Annotated in this window: 7 protein-coding genes; all 7 read left to right on the top strand. The window is 59.8% G+C overall.

The features are described 5' to 3' along the window. The first annotated feature begins 125 nt into the window (after positions 1–125). Positions 126–6590 carry a type I polyketide synthase gene (locus AC2T28_RS15550; protein ID WP_486749548.1) on the top strand — a complete coding sequence of 2155 codons (6465 nt, stop codon included), beginning with the start codon at positions 126–128 and terminating at the stop codon, positions 6588–6590. Between the two features lie 13 nt (positions 6591–6603). After that, the gene (locus AC2T28_RS15545) at positions 6604–7620 is read left to right on the top strand and encodes a glycosyltransferase family 2 protein (RefSeq protein ID WP_486749547.1); all 1017 of its coding nucleotides are present in this window, start codon (positions 6604–6606) and stop codon (positions 7618–7620) included. Continuing rightward, positions 7617–12212 carry a MupA/Atu3671 family FMN-dependent luciferase-like monooxygenase gene (locus AC2T28_RS15540; protein WP_486749546.1) on the top strand — a complete coding sequence of 1532 codons (4596 nt, stop codon included), beginning with the start codon at positions 7617–7619 and terminating at the stop codon, positions 12210–12212. Before AC2T28_RS15545 ends, AC2T28_RS15540 begins: the two co-directional genes overlap by 4 nt. Next, positions 12209–12895 (top strand): 4'-phosphopantetheinyl transferase family protein, encoded by a 687-nt coding sequence (locus AC2T28_RS15535; protein ID WP_486749545.1) that lies wholly within the window; start codon positions 12209–12211, stop codon positions 12893–12895. The genes AC2T28_RS15540 and AC2T28_RS15535 overlap by 4 nt, the downstream gene beginning before the upstream one ends. An 11-nt stretch (positions 12896–12906) precedes the next feature. Then, a complete protein-coding gene (locus tag AC2T28_RS15530; protein ID WP_486749544.1) occupies positions 12907–13809 on the top strand; it encodes a hypothetical protein in 903 nt (300 codons plus the stop codon). A gap of 215 nt (positions 13810–14024) precedes the next feature. Then, positions 14025–16514, top strand: a complete 2490-nt coding sequence (locus tag AC2T28_RS15525; protein WP_486749768.1) for a hypothetical protein — start codon at positions 14025–14027, stop codon at positions 16512–16514. After that, complete coding sequence (locus AC2T28_RS15520) at positions 16511–17347, top strand: glycosyltransferase family 2 protein (RefSeq protein ID WP_486749543.1); 837 nt, start codon at positions 16511–16513, stop codon at positions 17345–17347. The genes AC2T28_RS15525 and AC2T28_RS15520 overlap by 4 nt, the downstream gene beginning before the upstream one ends. Positions 17348–17355 lie beyond the last annotated feature (8 nt).

Genomic DNA, 17355 nt, shown 5'->3' with positions numbered 1-17355 from the left:
GCTCGACCCGGAGAAACTCTCTGGTTGGATAAAATTTACACCCTTTGGGTTGGTCACGACACTGGTGGACACTATGTACGTGGCGGACGCGCGGGTACCTTGGCATAGGGTTACTTGGTCAGACGATGACGACACAGAACAGCACATCTCGCTCTGGGGCCCCGGCAACCGGAGATATCGCCATTGTCGGGCAATCCGTCTGTGTGCCCGGAGCCGACTCTGCCGCCGAGTTCTGGAGTAATTTGAAAAACGGCATTGAATCGATCACTGTGCTGGATGAGGCAGCCCTGCTTGACGCTGGTGAGGGCCCACAAAACCTGGCCCACCCCAACTATGTTCCTTCGGCTGCCCTGTTGCAGGGGTTCGATCAATTCGACGCTGATTTCTTTGGATTCAGCCCCAAAGAGGCGGCCATTTTGGACCCGCAGCATCGCAAATTTCTTGAAGTTGCCTGGTCGGCAATGGAAGATGCCGGGCATCCACCAGAAAGCATCAACGGGCCAATCGGTGTTTATGCGGGCTGTGGCATGGGCAGTTATTTCTATTTCAATATCTGTTCGAACCCCAATCTGGTTGACGATGTGGGCATGTTCCTGCTGCGCCATACCGGCAACGACAAGGATTTCCTGTCGACCCGCGTCAGCCATGTGTTCGACCTGCACGGTCCATCCATCAACATGCAAACCGCCTGCTCCACCTCGTTGGTGGCGGTGCATTACGCCTGCAAGGCCCTGCGCGAGGGCGAATGTGACATGGCGCTGGCGGGTGGCGTGACCATCGAACTGCCACAGGGCCGCGGCTATCTGTTCAAGGAAAACGAGATCCTGTCGCCGGATGGCCATTGCCACGCCTTTGACCACCGAGCCCAGGGCACGGTGTTTGGATCTGGCGCGGGCGCGGTTGCGCTACGACGTCTCGAAGATGCCATAGCCGATGGCGACCACATCTGGGCGGTGATCAAAGGATCCGCCGTCAATAACGATGGCGCCGCCAAGGCGGGCTATCTGGCACCCTCAGTCGACGGTCAGTCTGCGGCTGTGCGCATGGCGCTAAAGTCCGCAAATGTGTCAGCGGATACGGTGGACTATGTCGAATGCCACGGCACCGGCACCTATCTGGGCGACCCGATCGAGGTTTCAGCCCTGACTGAAGCTTACCGCGACAGCACCGATGACACCGGCTATTGCCGCATCGGTTCGGTCAAAACCAACATCGGCCATCTGGACACCGCCGCTGGCGTGGCTGGGTTGGTGAAAACCTCCATGGCGCTGCATCACCAGCAGATCCCACCCAGCTTGGGATACGAGGCCCCAAATCCGGCAATCGACTTTGAAACCTCGCCGTTCCGGGTGAACGACACCCTGCGTGATTGGACCTCGCACAAGGGCCCGCGCCGCGCTGGCGTCAATGCGCTGGGTGTGGGCGGCACCAACGCTCATATGGTGCTGGAAGAAGCCCCAAAACGTGTCGCGTCGGAAGAAAGTGACTTCCCGTTTCATATCCTGTGCCTTTCAGCCCAGTCTAAAGGCGCATTGGAAGGCAACGCCAAAGCACTCGCCGCACATCTGCGCGCCAATCCAGATCTGGACCTGGCGGATGTCGCCTGGACCCTTAAGCAGGGCCGCCGTGGCTTCTCTAAACGCCGTGTGTTGGTTGCAGAAACCGTTGCTGAAGCGGCTGAGATGCTGGAGGCAAACAACCCACGGCAAGTCTTCAATCACGATCATCTTGGCGATGCCCCAGAAACCGTCTTCATGTTCCCCGGCGGTGGCGCGCAATACGCAGGCATGGCACGCGATCTGTACGAGACCGAGCCAGAATTTGCCGACTGGATGGATCGCGGGTTGGACCACCTGCAACAGCAGCTCGACTATGACATCCGCGCCCTGTGGTTGCCCGAGGATGGCCAGGAAAAGGCCGCCAACGCCCGCCTGCAACAGCCCTCGGCCCAGCTGCCGCTGATCATGATCATTGAATATGCGCTGGCCAAACTCTGGATCAGCTGGGGCGTCAAACCCGCCGCCTTGGTTGGCCATTCCATGGGCGAAAACACCGCCGCCTGCCTGGCTGGCGTGATGTCGTTCGAAGACTGCATTGATCTGGTCCTGCTGCGCGGTCGCCTGTTTGACACGGTGCCTGCTGGCGGCATGCTGTCGATCTCGCTGCCACTTGATCAGGTGCAGGCGTTGATCAGCAATGACCTCGATATTGCCAGCGTCAACGCGCCGAATCTAACAGCCGTATCCGGCCCACAGGCCTCGCTGGACACCTTGTCGGCCAAGCTCGGCGAGCAAGACATCGACCACCAGCGCATCCAGATCGACATCGCCGCCCACAGCCGGATGCTGGATGGCATCCTGAACGACTACCGCGCCTTCTTGGGCAAGCTAACGCTGAACCCGCCGCAGATCCCGGTGATGTCTAACCGCACCGGCACGGCACTGACCGATGGACAGGCCACCGACCCAGAATACTGGGCAGGTCAGCTGCGCAACACCGTGCATTTTGCCGATTGCATCAACACATTGGCCAAGGTGCCAAACCGAGTGTTCCTTGAGGTCGGACCGGGCAAGGCGCTCAGCTCACTGGCCCAGATGGCCCCCGACGTGGCCCCGAACCAAGTTCTCAGCAGCCTACGCCACCCCGAACAGGACGTGGCGGATGACAGCTATTTCTTTGGCGTGATCGGCCGTCTGTGGGCCTGTGGCGTCAATGCCGACTGGGATCAGATCTGGGGAGAGGCCCGCCGCAATCGCCTGCCCCTGCCCACCTATGCCTATCAACGCAGCCGCTATTTCATAGAGCCGGGCAAACAGGCCGCAACCGAAGACACACCGCTGCCCGCCCGTCACGTTGATATCGCTGACTGGGGATACCGCCCCGCCTGGCGGCCCCGTCTGGCCGATTGCGTGCTGGATGTTGAAAAAGAACTGGCTAGCGGCCCGCAAACCTGGCTGTTCTTTGCAGATGAAACAGGTGTTGCGACTTCAGCCGCCGAGCCCCTGCTCGCGGCTGGCCACAAGATTGTGCAGGTGCGCCCCGGCGACAGTTACTCCAAGCTGTCTGACACCTCTTACGTGCTCCCTCCGGAACAGGGGCGGCATGGCTATCAGGCCCTGCTGGCAGATCTGGGTGAGGCTGACCTTTTGCCCTCTCGCATTGGTCACTTCTGGCTGGTCAGCAAGGATGAGAACTTCCGCCCCGGCTCCTCTTTCTTTGACCACAACCTCGAGGCTGGCTTCTACTCGCTGACCGCGCTGGCGCAGGAACTGGGCAATATCGACCTGCCCACCCCGGTGCATCTGAACATCTTCACCACCGGCGCTGCACAACACCGCGACGAGCCTCTGCCCTACCCCGAAAAGGCGATGATCGCTGGCCCCGCCGGTGTCATCCCGCGCGAGCTTCCGGGTCTGACCTGTGCCACCGTGAATATCGAACTGCCTGAAGACAGCAGCGGCTGGCGCAGCCCTTTCAAGGCCGATGAAGATACAGACATCACCCCTCGCATTCTCGAAGAATTGATGGCTGAACCCACTAACCTCACTGCCCTGTGGCGTGGCGACAAACGGTACGAACAGACCTGGCGCCCGGCCCCGTTGCCCAAGGCGGATACCCCAGCTTTCAAGACCGGCGGTCACTATCTGATCACCGGCGGCTATGGCGGCATCGGCTTAACCGTGGCCGCCGATCTGATGCGCAACCATGGCGCCAAGGTCTCGCTCATCTCGCGCGACGGGCTGCCGCCGCGCGACCAATGGGACCGTTACCTGTCCAGCCACAGCCCCGCCAACCGAACCGCCCAGCGCATCCGCGCCGTTTTGGCACTAGAAGAGATCCCCAGTGGACAAGTTCTGCCGCTGGCCGCCGATGTCTGTAACAGCGACCAAATGCGAGCCGCCGTCACTCAGGCCGAAGAGGCCCTTGGTAAGCTCACTGGTGTCATTCACGGCGCGGGCAAGATCAACGACGGGCCAATCCTGGCCAAAACGGAAACCCAGATTGCCGAGGTTTTTGCCCCCAAGGTCAGTGGTTTGCGGGTGCTGGACACCCTGTTCCCTGATGGCACACTGGACCTGATTATTCTGTTCTCATCCTCGTCCACCGTCACCCGCCCGGCCGGGCAGATCGACTATGTCGCCGCCAACGAGTACCTCAACGCCTGGGCCAAACACCGCCAGGGCGGCCAAACACGCGTTGTGGCAGTCGACTGGGGCGTCTGGGCTGATACCGGCATGGCAGCCGAGGCAATGGCCAGCCGTACTGGCACCGATGGCCCTTCCGAACGCAGCACCTGTGATCAGGCCCTGCTGCAAAGCCAAGGCTTTGACGCCTTTGGCAACCGCATCTTTGCCTCAACCTTTACTGGGAGAGGCGACTGGCTGCTGAATGACCACCGCACCTCCGATGGCACCGCTCTGGTCCCCGGCACCGGCTATATCGAACTCGCAGCCGAAGCGCTGGCAGCGCAGGGCGTCGATGGCCCGTATGAGATCCGCGACCTCTACTTTCTGTGTCCGCTGCGGATACAGGATGACTCCCCGCGTGAGGTTCTGGTGCGGCTGGAAGCCAATGAAGAGGGATATGGCTTTGCCGTTCATGCCGAAGCACAGCAGGGCTATGCCCTGAATGCACAGGCCTCTTTGGTGCTGACGCTAGATACACCGCAGCCAGAACCGCTGAGCCTGAATTCCATCGCCTCGCGCTGCCCGCGTGTCACAACACCAAACGGTGACCGTCTGCGTTCCCCTCAGGAACAGCATCTGAAATTCGGCCCCCGCTGGCACGTGCTACAGCAAACGGCCTTGGGCGATGACGAAGGACTGGCGCATCTGCACCTGCCCGACATCGCGCAAAACGACGGCACCCTGCTGCACCCCGGTCTACTGGACCTCGCCACAGGCTGGGCCATTGATTTGGTGCCCAGCTATGGTGGCAAAACCCTGTGGGTTCCTGTATCCTACCGCGCGATCCGGGTGTTTGCACCCTTGCCCCAAGACATCCGCAGTCACATGCGACTTGCCGACAGTTCCTCCGACGGTTTCGCCACCTTCGACATCACCCTGACCGATGCCAAGGGCACGGTTCTGGTCGACATCCAAGGCTTCCAGATGAAACGTCTGGACGGCGCGCTCGATTTCTCTGGCGCTGAAGAGGCCGACACCAGTGCCGCCAAACTGGGCCTTGCCGAAACCAGCAACGCTCAGCCCCTGTCACCCGAAGAACAGCGCCTGCAGATCAACATCGCCAACGGCATCACTGCCGCCGACGGCGGTGAGGCCCTGTCGCGAGCGCTGGCCACCGGGCTCCCCCAAGTCGTGGTTTCCTCGCTCGATCTGCCTGCGCTGATCACCCAGGCCGCGCAATCCGCTGCAACGGCCAAGGGTGAGACACAAAGCTTTGAACGCCCGGAACTGGACACCGACTATGTCGCCCCGCGCAACCCGGTTGAGGAAAAGCTGGAACGTTGCTTTGCCACCCTCCTTGGCGTGTCACAGGTCGGGATTGAAGACAGCTTCTTTGATCTTGGCGGGCACTCCCTGATCGCAGTCCGCCTGTTTGCGCAGGTCAAACGTGAATTTGACGTGGAATTTCCAATCTCGGTTCTGTTCGAGGCCCCAAGTGTGGCCAAACTGGGTGAACTGATTATCCAGCGCACCGGTGGCGGCATCACGTCGGACGAGCCTGCGACCGAAGCTGAAGCCGCCCTGCAGTTTAAACATCTTGTCACCCTGCACTCTGGCGACGGCACCGGACGCAGGCCGTTCTTCCTTGTGGCGGGCATGTTTGGCAACGTGCTGAACCTGCGCCATCTGGCGCAAATGGTTGGTCGTGATCGCCCCGTCTACGGACTGCAGGCCCGTGGCCTGATCGGAGACGAGGCACCTCACACCCAAATGGTTGAGGCCGCACAGGACTACCTGGCCGAGGTCCGCCAGATCCAACCCCAAGGCCCCTATCTGCTGGGGGGCTATTCCGGCGGCGGCATCACCGCCTATGAGATGGCGCAGCAGCTACAGGATCAGGGAGAAGACGTCGCTCAGCTAGTCATGCTCGACACCCCGCTGCCGATGCGCCCCGAGCTGACCAAACGCGACAAGGCCCTGATCAAGGGCCATCTGCTGCGTGAAAAGGGCATTGGCTACTTGGCGGAATGGGCCAAGGCAAGGATCAGTTGGGAGATCGAAAAACGCCGCCCCAAACCGGTCGACGACAACACAAGCGTGGATTTCAACAACCACAAGATCGAAGCCGCCTTCCGCGAGGCGCTGGAAACTTATGACCTGAAACCCTGGTCAGGCCCAATAACCCTGTATCGCCCACCACTGGATCGCCACTGGAAAGTATCCGATGGCCAATGGGTCAGCTCGGAACGCGAATATGTTTTTGACGACAACGACTGGACCAGATGGGCGCCACAAACCCGCGTGGTCGAGGTGCCGGGCGACCACGACAGCATGGTGCTGGTGCCCAATGTCTCGGTCCTGGCGGAACACGTGCAAAACGGCATTACCCAGGCTGAACAACAGACCAAAACCGCACCCGAAACCAATGCCAACTGGGATGCTGCGGCCACCGCCGCTGAATAGTTTGAAAGCTCACATGACCAACCCGACGATCCTGACTATCATCCTGAACTACCGAACGCCGGAAATGACCCTGCGCTCGGCCGAGGCTGCCCTGCGTGAAATGGAAGGCTTGGCGGGTGAGGTTCTGATCATCGACAACGGATCGGACGATGGATCATATGAGATCCTGCTGGACGAGGTTCAAAAACGTGGCTGGACCGACGGCGGGCGGTTGCGACTACAGCTCTCGCCGCGCAATGGCGGTTTTGGGGCAGGCATGAACTACGGTATGGCGGCGGGGCTATCCGATGGAAGTCACCCTGACTTCTACTATCTGTTGAATTCCGATGCCTTTGCCGAACCAGCGGCGATCCGTAACCTGCGGGATTTCCTGGTCGCAACACCTAGCGTTGGCATGGTTGGCTCTTATGTGCGCGGGGTGGATGGCACGCCCCACGCAACCGCCTTCCGTTTTCCATCCATCGCAGGTGAGTTCGAAGGCGCCGTTCGCACCGGCATCATCTCTCGCCTGCTGAAAAACGCTATTGTACCCCTGCCAATCCCCGAACAAGAAACACAGGTCGACTGGACCGCCGGCGCCAGCCTGATGATCCGCCGCCAGGTGATCGAACAGATTGGCGGCTTTGATGAGACTTTCTTCCTCTACTACGAGGAAACCGACCTCTGCCGCCGCGCCGCCCAGGCAGGATGGTCCACCCACTACCTGCCCAGCAGTAAAATCGCCCACGTTGGTTCCGCCTCAACCGGGATGAGGGGATGGGAGCGCACCCCTTCCTACTGGTTTGACTCGCGCCTGCACTACTTCAGCAAAAACCATGGTGGGCTCTATGCGGTTGCAGCCACCCTGGCGCTGATCGCCGGGGCCTTCCTGTGGCGTCTGCGCGTCATGCTGGGCAACAAGCCCCGCCGCGACCCGCCACATTTTCTACGTGACCTGATCACGCATGCACTCCGCTCCATACCAAAAACTGGGAAACGCGTTGTTGTTGAGCCGAAACTGGCCCTGCGCCACCCGGAGGACTTGAAATGAGCCATTTTTCTTGTGTTGTCATCGGCAATGAATCGCTGCTGATCGGATGCGCAGACGCTTTGTTGCAGCGCGGTCATGACATTCGCGCCGTGGTCTCCACCGAGCCCGCCATCCGCAGCTGGGCCGCTGACAAGGGGCTACCTGCCTATGACAAGGCGGGTGAACTGACCGAGGAATTCGACTGGCTGTTCTCCATCGCCAACCTCACCCTGATCCCCGACAGCATTCTGTCGCGCGCAGCCAAGGGTGCGGTGAACTTCCACGACGGTCCGCTCCCGCGCTATGCCGGCCTGAACACCCCCAACTGGGCGCTGATCAACGGCGAGGCCTCTCACGGTATCACCTGGCACATGATCGAAGGTGGCATTGACGAGGGCGACATTATTGCCCAGCGCCTGTTTGATATTGCCGAGGATGAAACCGCGTTCAGCCTCAACTCCAAATGTTACGCCGCCGCGATGGACAGTTTTGGCGAGGTGATTGCCGAGGTCGAAACCGGCAACCCCAAGCGTCAGCCGCAAGACCTGAGCCAGCGCAGTTATTTCGCCCGCGCTGACCGACCCGCAGTCGGAGGGAGATTGGATTTCAACCCACTCACGGATAAGGTGTACCGATTGGTTCGGGGCCTTGATTTTGGCGACTATTGGAACCCGCTTTGTGCGGCCAAGGTGGATCTGAATGGACAGATCGTACTGGTTGGAACAGCCACACCAGCCGAGGGCAACGCCCCTGCTGGCACGGTGCTGGATGTCGACGTCAGCACCCTGACCGTGGCGACCAGCGACGGCGCGATCACGCTCGGCAAGCTGACCCTACCAAACGGTACAGCCCTCAAACCCATCGACCTCTGCCAGCCCGGCGATGTGCTGAACAGCCTGTCGGTCGAACAAGCACAAGCCCTGACCCAGTCTATAGCCGCCACACAACGCGGTGAAAGCCACTGGCGGCGCGCGCTGAAGGCCATGCAGCCCGTCCGAGTCCCCTTGGCTGAAACGCTGAATGAAACTGGTTATGAAACACGACAGATTGACCTGCCGGACGGGTTGAACACAGGTCAGGTTCAGGCGGCGATTTTGGCCTGGGCCTTGCTAGGCTCAGATGGAGACACCGCAGATATCGCGCTGTCCAGCAGTGCTGTGACAGCGAAGGCGATACCGGGAATGATTGCCAACTGGGTGCCGCTGCAAGCCCGCCGCGACGAGCCATTGACCGACCTGTTCACACGGTTGGAACGTGACCTGGCCAAGGTCACAAAACACGGCAGTTTCGCCGCCGATCTAATCGCCCGCGATCCTGGCCTAAAAGCGACTGATATGCCTGGTATTGGCCTGATGCTGGACGTTAACGCATCGGTTCCAGGCTGCGCTGCAACGGTGGCCCTGGCAAATGGCTGCGCCACCCTGCACACCGACAAGTCCCGCCTCACCTCCGCCCACGCTGACCTGTTGGCCGCGCGGCTGAGTGAGGCCCTGAACGGTATCAATGAACTTGGTAACCAGCCTCTGTCGGCCCTGTCGATCCTCCCCGACCAGGAACGTCACACAATCCTGACCGAATGGAACGATACCCAGCGTGACTATGACGCCAGTGTCACCATCCACGCCGCGTTTGAAGCACAGGTCAAACAAACGCCCGAAGCCACGGCGTTGGTGTTCGAAGACCAAAGCCTGAGCTATGCCGCGCTGAACGCCCGTGCCAATGCCGTGGCAACGCAACTGCAATCCCTTGGCGTAAAACCGGGCAGCCACGTGGGGCTTTATGTCGGGCGTTCCCCTGATCTGGTGATTGCCGCACTGGCGGTGATGAAGGCAGGCAGCGCCTATGTGCCGCTGGATCCGGCCTACCCGGCCGACCGCATCGCCCATTATGTGCACGACAGTCAGGCGCAGGTGATCATCACCCAGGCCAGTCTGCGCGACAGCCTGCCCGCCTCAGCCGCGCAGGTGCTGGAAATCGACGGCACCACTCCGGCGGATGTCAATCAACCCGATGTGGACGGCGGTGCCACCGCACCGGATCTGGCCTATCTGATCTACACCTCGGGTTCGACCGGCACACCCAAGGGCGTGATGCTGCGCCACGCAAATGTGGCCAACTTCTTTGCCGGGATGGATGACCGCATCCCGCACAAGGCGGGTGACACCTGGCTGGCGCTCACCAGCCTGTCCTTTGACATCTCGGTGCTGGAGCTGTTCTGGACCCTGTCGCGCGGTTTCAAACTGGTGCTGTCCAGTGATGAGAGCCGGTTGAACCTGTCCAACGGGCCAATTTCCATGTCCAACCGCAAGATGGACTTTAACCTGTTCTATTGGGGCAACGACGACGGTCCTGGCCCGCGCAAATACCAGCTGCTGTTGGATGGCGCGCGCTTTGCCGATGCCCATGGGTTCAACGCGGTGTGGACCCCCGAGCGTCACTTCCACGCCTTTGGTGGCCCCTACCCCAACCCATCGGTCACCGGCGCTGCGGTGGCGGCTGTGACCCAAAACATCAGCGTGCGGGCCGGGTCCTGTGTCGCGCCCCTGCACCACCCCGCCCGCGTGGCCGAGGAGTGGTCGGTGATCGACAACCTGACCAATGGCCGCGCCGGGATTGGTTTTGCCTCGGGCTGGCAGCCGGATGATTTTATCCTGCGCCCCGAAAACACCCCACCTGCCAACAAACCGGCAATGTATGAAGCTATTGAATCCGTCAGAAAATTATGGCGCGGCGAAGAGGTTGAATTCCCCCGCAAGGACGGCAGCACTCACGCGGTGGTGACACAGCCGCGCCCTGTGTCCAAGGAACTGCCGATCTGGGTCACAACCGCCGGCAACCCCGACACCTGGCGCGAAGCCGGTGAGATTGGCGCCAATGTGCTGACCCACCTGCTGGGCCAGAGTATCGACGAGGTCGGTGGCAAGATCCGCATCTACCACGATGCCCTGCGCAAGGCCGGTCACAACCCGGATGACTTTACCGTCACCCTGATGCTGCACACCTATCTGGACCAGACCCGTGAACAGGCGCGTGAAATTGCCCGCGAACCGATGAAGGATTACCTGCGCTCCGCTGCTGGCTTGATCAAGCAATATGCATGGGCTTTCCCGGCCTTCAAACGGCCCAAAGGGGTGACCAACGCGTTCGACATGCAACTGGATGGGCTGAGTACTGAAGAATTGGAGGCTATCCTCGACTTTGCCTTTGAACGGTATTTCGAAGACTCCGGCCTGTTTGGCACCGTGTCGGATGCGATTGCGCGGGTGGAACAGCTCAAACGCATCGGTGTGGATGAGATTGCCTGCCTGATCGACTATGGCATTGCGCCTGATGTGGTGATGGAAGGCTTGAAACCGCTGGCCGAAACTCTGCGCCTGTCCAATGCGCCCACTGAACTGGCCGCCGATGACTTCTCGCTGGCTGCGCAGATCATACGCCATGACGTCAGCCATATGCAATGCACCCCGTCAATGGCGCGGATGATTTCGATGAACGACGAGGCCAGCATGGCGCTGGGGCAGCTGCAGCACCTTTTGCTGGGAGGTGAGGCCCTGCCAGGCGATCTGGTTGGCAACCTGCGCCGCTCCACCCAGGCGCAAATTCACAACATGTACGGCCCAACCGAAACCACCATCTGGTCTACCGTCCAGACCCTGTCTGATACACCAACAGGCATCGCGCCGGTGGGGACACCGATCGCCAATACCAACACCTATGTGCTGGGCGCTAACTTGCAGCCGGTTCCCACAGGTGCTGCGGGTGAGTTGTACATTGGTGGCGATGGTGTTGCCGCAGGCTATTGGCAACGTCCTGACTTGACCAACAGCCAATTTGTGCCTGATCCCTTTGCCGGGGATGGCGCACGGATGTATCGCACCGGCGATCTGGTCCGCTGGCGCAGTGATGGCACGCTTGGATTCTTGGGTCGCAGCGACAATCAAGTGAAAATCCGCGGCCAACGGATCGAGCTGGGTGAGATCGAAGCCGCCATGGCTGATTTCGATGGGGTCACAGGCGCAGTGGTTGTGGCACGAGAATTGGGCGGCAACGAACAATTGGTTGGCTATATCACCACTAGCGCCCCGGTTGACGAAATGGACCTGCGTGGCAGTCTTGCCCTGCGTTTGGCTGAGGTCATGGTGCCATCACACATCGTCATGTTAGACGCCTTCCCACTGACACCAAACAAGAAAATCGACCGCAAGGCGCTGCCTGATCCCACGCCGTCCCGCGCCGAGGTTACGGTTGAGACAACACCGCCCACAGCTGGTGTACAGGCTCAGATTGCTGCGATCTGGGGGCGTATTCTGGGCGTGGCCAATATCGGGGCACAGGATAACTTCTTTGCCCTTGGCGGCCATTCGCTTCTGGCGGTGCAGGCCCATCGTGACATCCGGGCGGAAATCGGGGCAGACAAGCTGTCGATCACCGATATCTTCCGCTTCCCCACCCTGTCGGGGCTAGCTGCCCATCTTGAGGGCTTGACCGGTGCTGGTGCAATGATGGAAGACCAACCAGACGCCAAGGCTGTTGCAGTAGCCGAGGCCGCCAAATCAGACACCATGTCAAAACGCCGCGCGATGCGGGCAAACCGCAAAGCAAGGACCGGATGACCACAGGCCTGACGTCAAAAACCCAACAGCGGCTGGACCTTGTCCGGCCGTTGCTTGCATCTGATGTGGTGCTGGCGGTGACTGATCCGCTGGGTGATCTGCCCGTCCCCTTTGCCGAGGAACTGGCCTGTCTGTCGCCCAACGCAGTCGACAAACGCCGCCGAGAGTTTGCTGCCGGACGTGCCGCCGCCCATGCCGCGATGGTGGATCTCGGCTGGCAACCCGAGCCCATTCTGGTAGGTCAAAAACGCGCGCCGGTTTGGCCTGATGGGCTGACCGGCTCTATTACCCATACCCTTAGCTGTGCCATGGCTGTTGCTGGCCGGTCTACCGATGTTCAAGCTCTTGGTATCGACGTCGAAGAAGACACCCCGCTCGACGATAATCTTTTGCCCGCAATTTGTTCCGAGAGAGAGCAAAGCTGGCTGAAAACTCAAGCCAATCCGGGCCAATTGGCCAAGGTTATTTTCTCAGCCAAAGAAGCCGCCTATAAGTGTCAGTACACAGTGAGCCAACGGTTTTTCGGATTTGACGGCATGGAATTGGAACTAGATTTGAAGAAGGGGCAATTTACGGCCCGCTTTACCGCCGATCAGCCGCCCTTTGGCAGCTGTGATCTGATCTACGGGCGTTTTGCCATTGGGGCTGGGGTGATTGTGACCACGGCTGAATTACGTAGCTAAGGAGCACCTGAATGAGGCGACGGGGATTTCTTGCACTGCTGGCACTGCTACCAGCCTTTGGTGCTGCATCGCAGTCGGTTCCAATTCCCAGTTTGCCGCCTCCGGGTTTCCCGTTGAGTGTTTATCACTTGGGGCATTCGCTGGTGGGCAAAGACATGCCCCATATGTTGGCGCAACTGGCAGGCCAAGGCCACCGCTGGAACAGTCAGTTAGGATCAGGCACCAGCCTGAAACAGCATTGGGAACCTGATGAAATGATCCTGGACTTCGACAGGGTTAATCACTCGCCCATCCATCGCGATGCGCATAAGGCATTGGGATCAGGGGAGTATGACGCCGTTGTCCTAACTGAGATGGTCGAGTTGCGCGATGCGATCCGCTATCATGGCTCGGCTAAATATCTGCGCCGTTGGGCCAATCTTGCGCGCGGCTCCTCGCCCGAGACACGCGTTTATTTGTATGAAACCTGGCACTATCTGGATGACCCCGATGGCTGGGCGGCCCGGATCGACAAAGATCTTAATACGTTGTGGCTAGGCAAACTGGCAGGGTCAGACACCCGGCGCAATCCCAAACGCCCCGCCTATCTGATCCCCGGAGGGCAGGTCATGGCTGCGGTTGCACTGGCCACTGCGGCCGGACAGGTTGACGGCCTGACCAAACGCGAGCAGCTGTTTGCGCTGGAACCATCAGGTAAACAAGACAACATCCATTTCAGTGATTTAGGGGCTTATGTCGTGGCATTGACCCATTATGCGGTACTTTATCACCGTTCTCCTGTTGGCCTGCCGCATCAGCTCAACCGGGCTGATGGGAGCCCGGCGGATGCGTTTTCCCCCTTAGGCGCACAGCAAGTGCAAAAAATTGTCTGGCAGGTTGTCACCTCTCTTCCCAGAACCGGAGTAACATCATGAGCTGGAAGTGTTTTCTGGGCTCATTGTTCGTCGCCGGGCATGTGGTCTTGGCCCCTGGCACTGCCCTTGCCAATGCCCAATACGCAAATGTGTCTGTTCCGGTGACGGCTCCAACCGGGATACCGATCAGTCACGAGGCATCGACACCATCCCCCCAAGCAGGCGAAGGCCTAACGACTCCGATCGATCAGAACGCCCTGCCCGGTTCGGTTGTTATGGTTGGTCACAGCCTGTTTGGTCCCGACAATCCGCATATGCTGCAGCAGCTGCTGAACACCCACACAACGTCAAAAATCTCGGTTGAGGCGCAGATCATCAATGGCGCGCCCTTGCAATACAATTGGGACCACGCCGACAGCGCCGACAGCGCCGAGGGCATCAACGCCCGCAAGCGACTACGCGAGCCCGTAGATGCGTTGATTTTAACCGAAGCTATTCCGCTGGCCAATCACCTAAAGTGGAGCAACACGCCTAACGCGGTCACTCGGTTTTACTACCTAACACGGGCCGCCAATCCAGATGCCCAGATTTTCTTGCAAGAGACCTGGCATAGCCTGCGCAGTGGCAGCGGCGAGGTTATCGAGTTTGACGATGGCATGGCCATCCCCTGGCGCAAACGGCTAGAGCAAGACCTGCCGCGCTGGCAAGGCGTGGTAGACCGCGTCAACGCCAATTCCGGTGGAGACATCAAACTCTTACCCGCCGGTCAGGCCATGGCCCGTCTGGACGATGCCATTCAGGCCGGCACTGTGCCCGGATTGAAAAGCATCAAAGATCTCTTTGCAGACGATATCCACCCCAATGACATCGGTTTTTATTATTTGGCCCTGCTGCAATACGCCGTGCTGACTAACAGCTCCCCAATCGGGTTGCCGCATCAGCTGACCAATCGTTGGGGCGTCAATTACCAGGCCCCCTCTCCGGATCTGGCCAAACGATTGCAACAAATCGCCTGGAAAGCCGCCAAGGGAAGCCAGGCTCGAACCGCCCTTCCGCCGGACCCAGCCCCGCTGCCCGGCGAACCCCAGATAACCCGCCTCAACGGGCCAACCAGCCAAGCAACAGCGGCGAAGCCATCCACAAACCGTCAACCCGTTGCCATCAATCTTGCCCCCATTGCCGACTGGAGCCCTCAGGCCCCGTTCCTGAACCACTTCAAATCGGCACGGCCCTGGGTCGGGCATATCGCTGGCCAATGGGGCGGTGTCTCACACGAAGATCTGGCAACAGCTGGCTACCTTGATCCCGATGGTTGGCCCACAGCAATCCCACCGGAACTCGGGTCGATTGGTACGGTCCTGTTGACCGACCTGCCAGACACAGCAACGTCCCTAGCTGGTCGCTACCTGTTGCGGTTCGAGGGCGACGGCATTGTTGAGGTCTCAGGCCGCGCCCAGAACGTGCGCTATGGCAAAAACCAGATCTGGTTTGATTTCGTCCCCGGCCCAGGCCCGGTTGAAATCCGCATCCAGCGCACTGACCGTGCGCAGGCAAACGACTATGTCCGCAATTTATCCGTAGTCAAACAAGAGCATCTCGAAGCCTTTGAGTCCGGAGACCTGTTTAACCCACTGTGGTTGGAACGATTGCAAGGGTTTGCAGCCCTGCGATTTATGGACTGGATGGCAACCAACGGCTCAACCCAGATCGGATGGGAAGACCGCCCACAAGTTGCAGACTACACATGGGGTCGCAAAGGTGTCCCCGCCGAGGTCATGCTGCACTTGGCAAAACAGTTGGAATCCACGCCGTGGTTTACAATGCCGCACGCCGCGGACGACAGCTATTTCCGCCAATTCGCCGATCTCGTCGCTGCTGACTTGGCGGAGGGACAAAAGGCCTATGTGGAATACTCGAACGAGGTCTGGAACTGGCAGTTCCCGCAGGCCAAATGGGCCGATGCCCAAGCCCGCGCCCGTTGGGGGGACAGAGATCTTTGGATGCAGTATTACGGTGGTCGCGCCGCCGAAATGGCCCAGATCTGGGAAACCAGCTTTGGCGATCGCGCCCCGGATCAGCTGGTGCGAGTCTTGTCAACCCAAACCGGTTGGCTCGGTTTAGAGCAGCAAATTCTCAAGGCTCCACTTTGGGTGGCCGAACAATCAGGCCGCAAAGCCCCAGCCAGCTACTTCGACGCCTATGCGGTCACCGGCTACTTTGGTGGCATCCTGGGGCTCAAGGACCGCGCCGGCGTTGTGCGTGCCTGGATCGCTGACAGCCAAGACCATGCGGAACAGGCCGCCAAGTCGCAAAAGCTTACCGGGATTGCCCGCCGGGAATTCATCGACACCCACAAATATGATATCGCCAGTGCTCAGGCTGGGCTTGAACTGCGCGATGGGCTGATTTCTGGCGATCCCGTTGATACCCTGACCGACCTGCTCGGGCGGGTGCTCCCCTATCACGCCGATATCGCGGCGCAGCACGGTTTAGATCTGATCATGTACGAAGGCGGCAGCCATGTAGTTGGCGTTGGCTCCATGGTGGACGATAAATCGCTCACCGGGTTTTTCACCCATTTCAACTACACTCCTGAAATGGGCGCCCTCTACACCGAACTGCTTGCAGGGTGGCAGGCTCTGGGCGGGCAGATGTTCACCGCCTATGTCGATGTCTACACCCCGGCAAAATGGGGAAGCTGGGGGGCCTTACGCACCCTCACCGATAGCAATCCCCGCTGGGATGCTTTGGTGGCAGTGAAATGAACCAACTGATTTCGGTGCTGATCCCCGCCCATAACGAGGCGGGCTATATCAATGCCTGCCTCAATGCTCTGTTTGCCTCGCAAAACCTGCCCACTGGTAGCACGGTCGAGGTGCTGGTGCTGGCCAATGGCTGCAGCGATGACACCGCCGATATTGCACGCAGGAAAACCGCACCTCAGGGCTGGGATCTGAAGGTCGTGGACCTGCCCAAGGGCGGAAAACTGCACGCTCTGAACACCGGCGATGCAGCCGCCAAGGGCGATGTGTTGATCTACTTGGATGCCGACGTTCTGGTCGAGCCGGAGTTACTTGGCCAGATTGCTGAGGCGCTGTCCGATGACGCCCCGCTTTATGCCAGCGGTCGCCCAGTTGTCGCCCCGGCCACCAGCTGGGTCACACGTCATTATAGCCGGTTCTGGCAGAAACTCCCCTTTGTCGCGCAGGGCGTTCCCGGCTTTGGCCTCTTTGCCATGACCCGCACTGGGCGGCAGCGCTGGGACCAATGGCCCGATATCATCTCAGATGACACCTTTGCCCGGCTCAATTTCATTCCTGCCGAGCGGATCTTGGCTCAGGCGGGATATCAATGGCCGATGATCGAAGGCCTCGCCAATCTGGTCCGGGTGCGGCGCCGGCAGAACATTGGCGTGGACGAAATCCAAACCCAGTTCCCCGATCTTCTAGAAAACGACGAAAAAACCAGCCTCGGCCTGAGGGGCATATTGCGTTTGGCTCTGCGTGACCCACTGGGTTTTACTGTCTATGCCATGGTCAGCCAGCTGGTCAAAACTCGTTTTTTTGCCAGTTCATCCCGCTGGGCCCGCGGTCGCTAGAACACAGT

The organism is Parasedimentitalea nitratireducens (assembly GCF_057444295.1).
Note: the sequence above shows the minus strand (reverse complement) of the source record. Positions and strands in the feature narration are given on the sequence as shown.

What these genes read in the sequence shown, in the direction of transcription:
- AC2T28_RS15550 (WP_486749548.1), top strand. Translation starts at nt 126, where the DNA reads ATGACGACACAGAACAGCACATCTCGCTCTGGGGCCCCGGCAACCGGA.
- AC2T28_RS15545 (WP_486749547.1), top strand. Translation starts at nt 6,604, where the DNA reads ATGACCAACCCGACGATCCTGACTATCATCCTGAACTACCGAACGCCG.
- AC2T28_RS15540 (WP_486749546.1), top strand. Translation starts at nt 7,617, where the DNA reads ATGAGCCATTTTTCTTGTGTTGTCATCGGCAATGAATCGCTGCTGATC.
- AC2T28_RS15535 (WP_486749545.1), top strand. Translation starts at nt 12,209, where the DNA reads ATGACCACAGGCCTGACGTCAAAAACCCAACAGCGGCTGGACCTTGTC.
- AC2T28_RS15530 (WP_486749544.1), top strand. Translation starts at nt 12,907, where the DNA reads ATGAGGCGACGGGGATTTCTTGCACTGCTGGCACTGCTACCAGCCTTT.
- AC2T28_RS15525 (WP_486749768.1), top strand. Translation starts at nt 14,025, where the DNA reads ATGGTTGGTCACAGCCTGTTTGGTCCCGACAATCCGCATATGCTGCAG.
- AC2T28_RS15520 (WP_486749543.1), top strand. Translation starts at nt 16,511, where the DNA reads ATGAACCAACTGATTTCGGTGCTGATCCCCGCCCATAACGAGGCGGGC.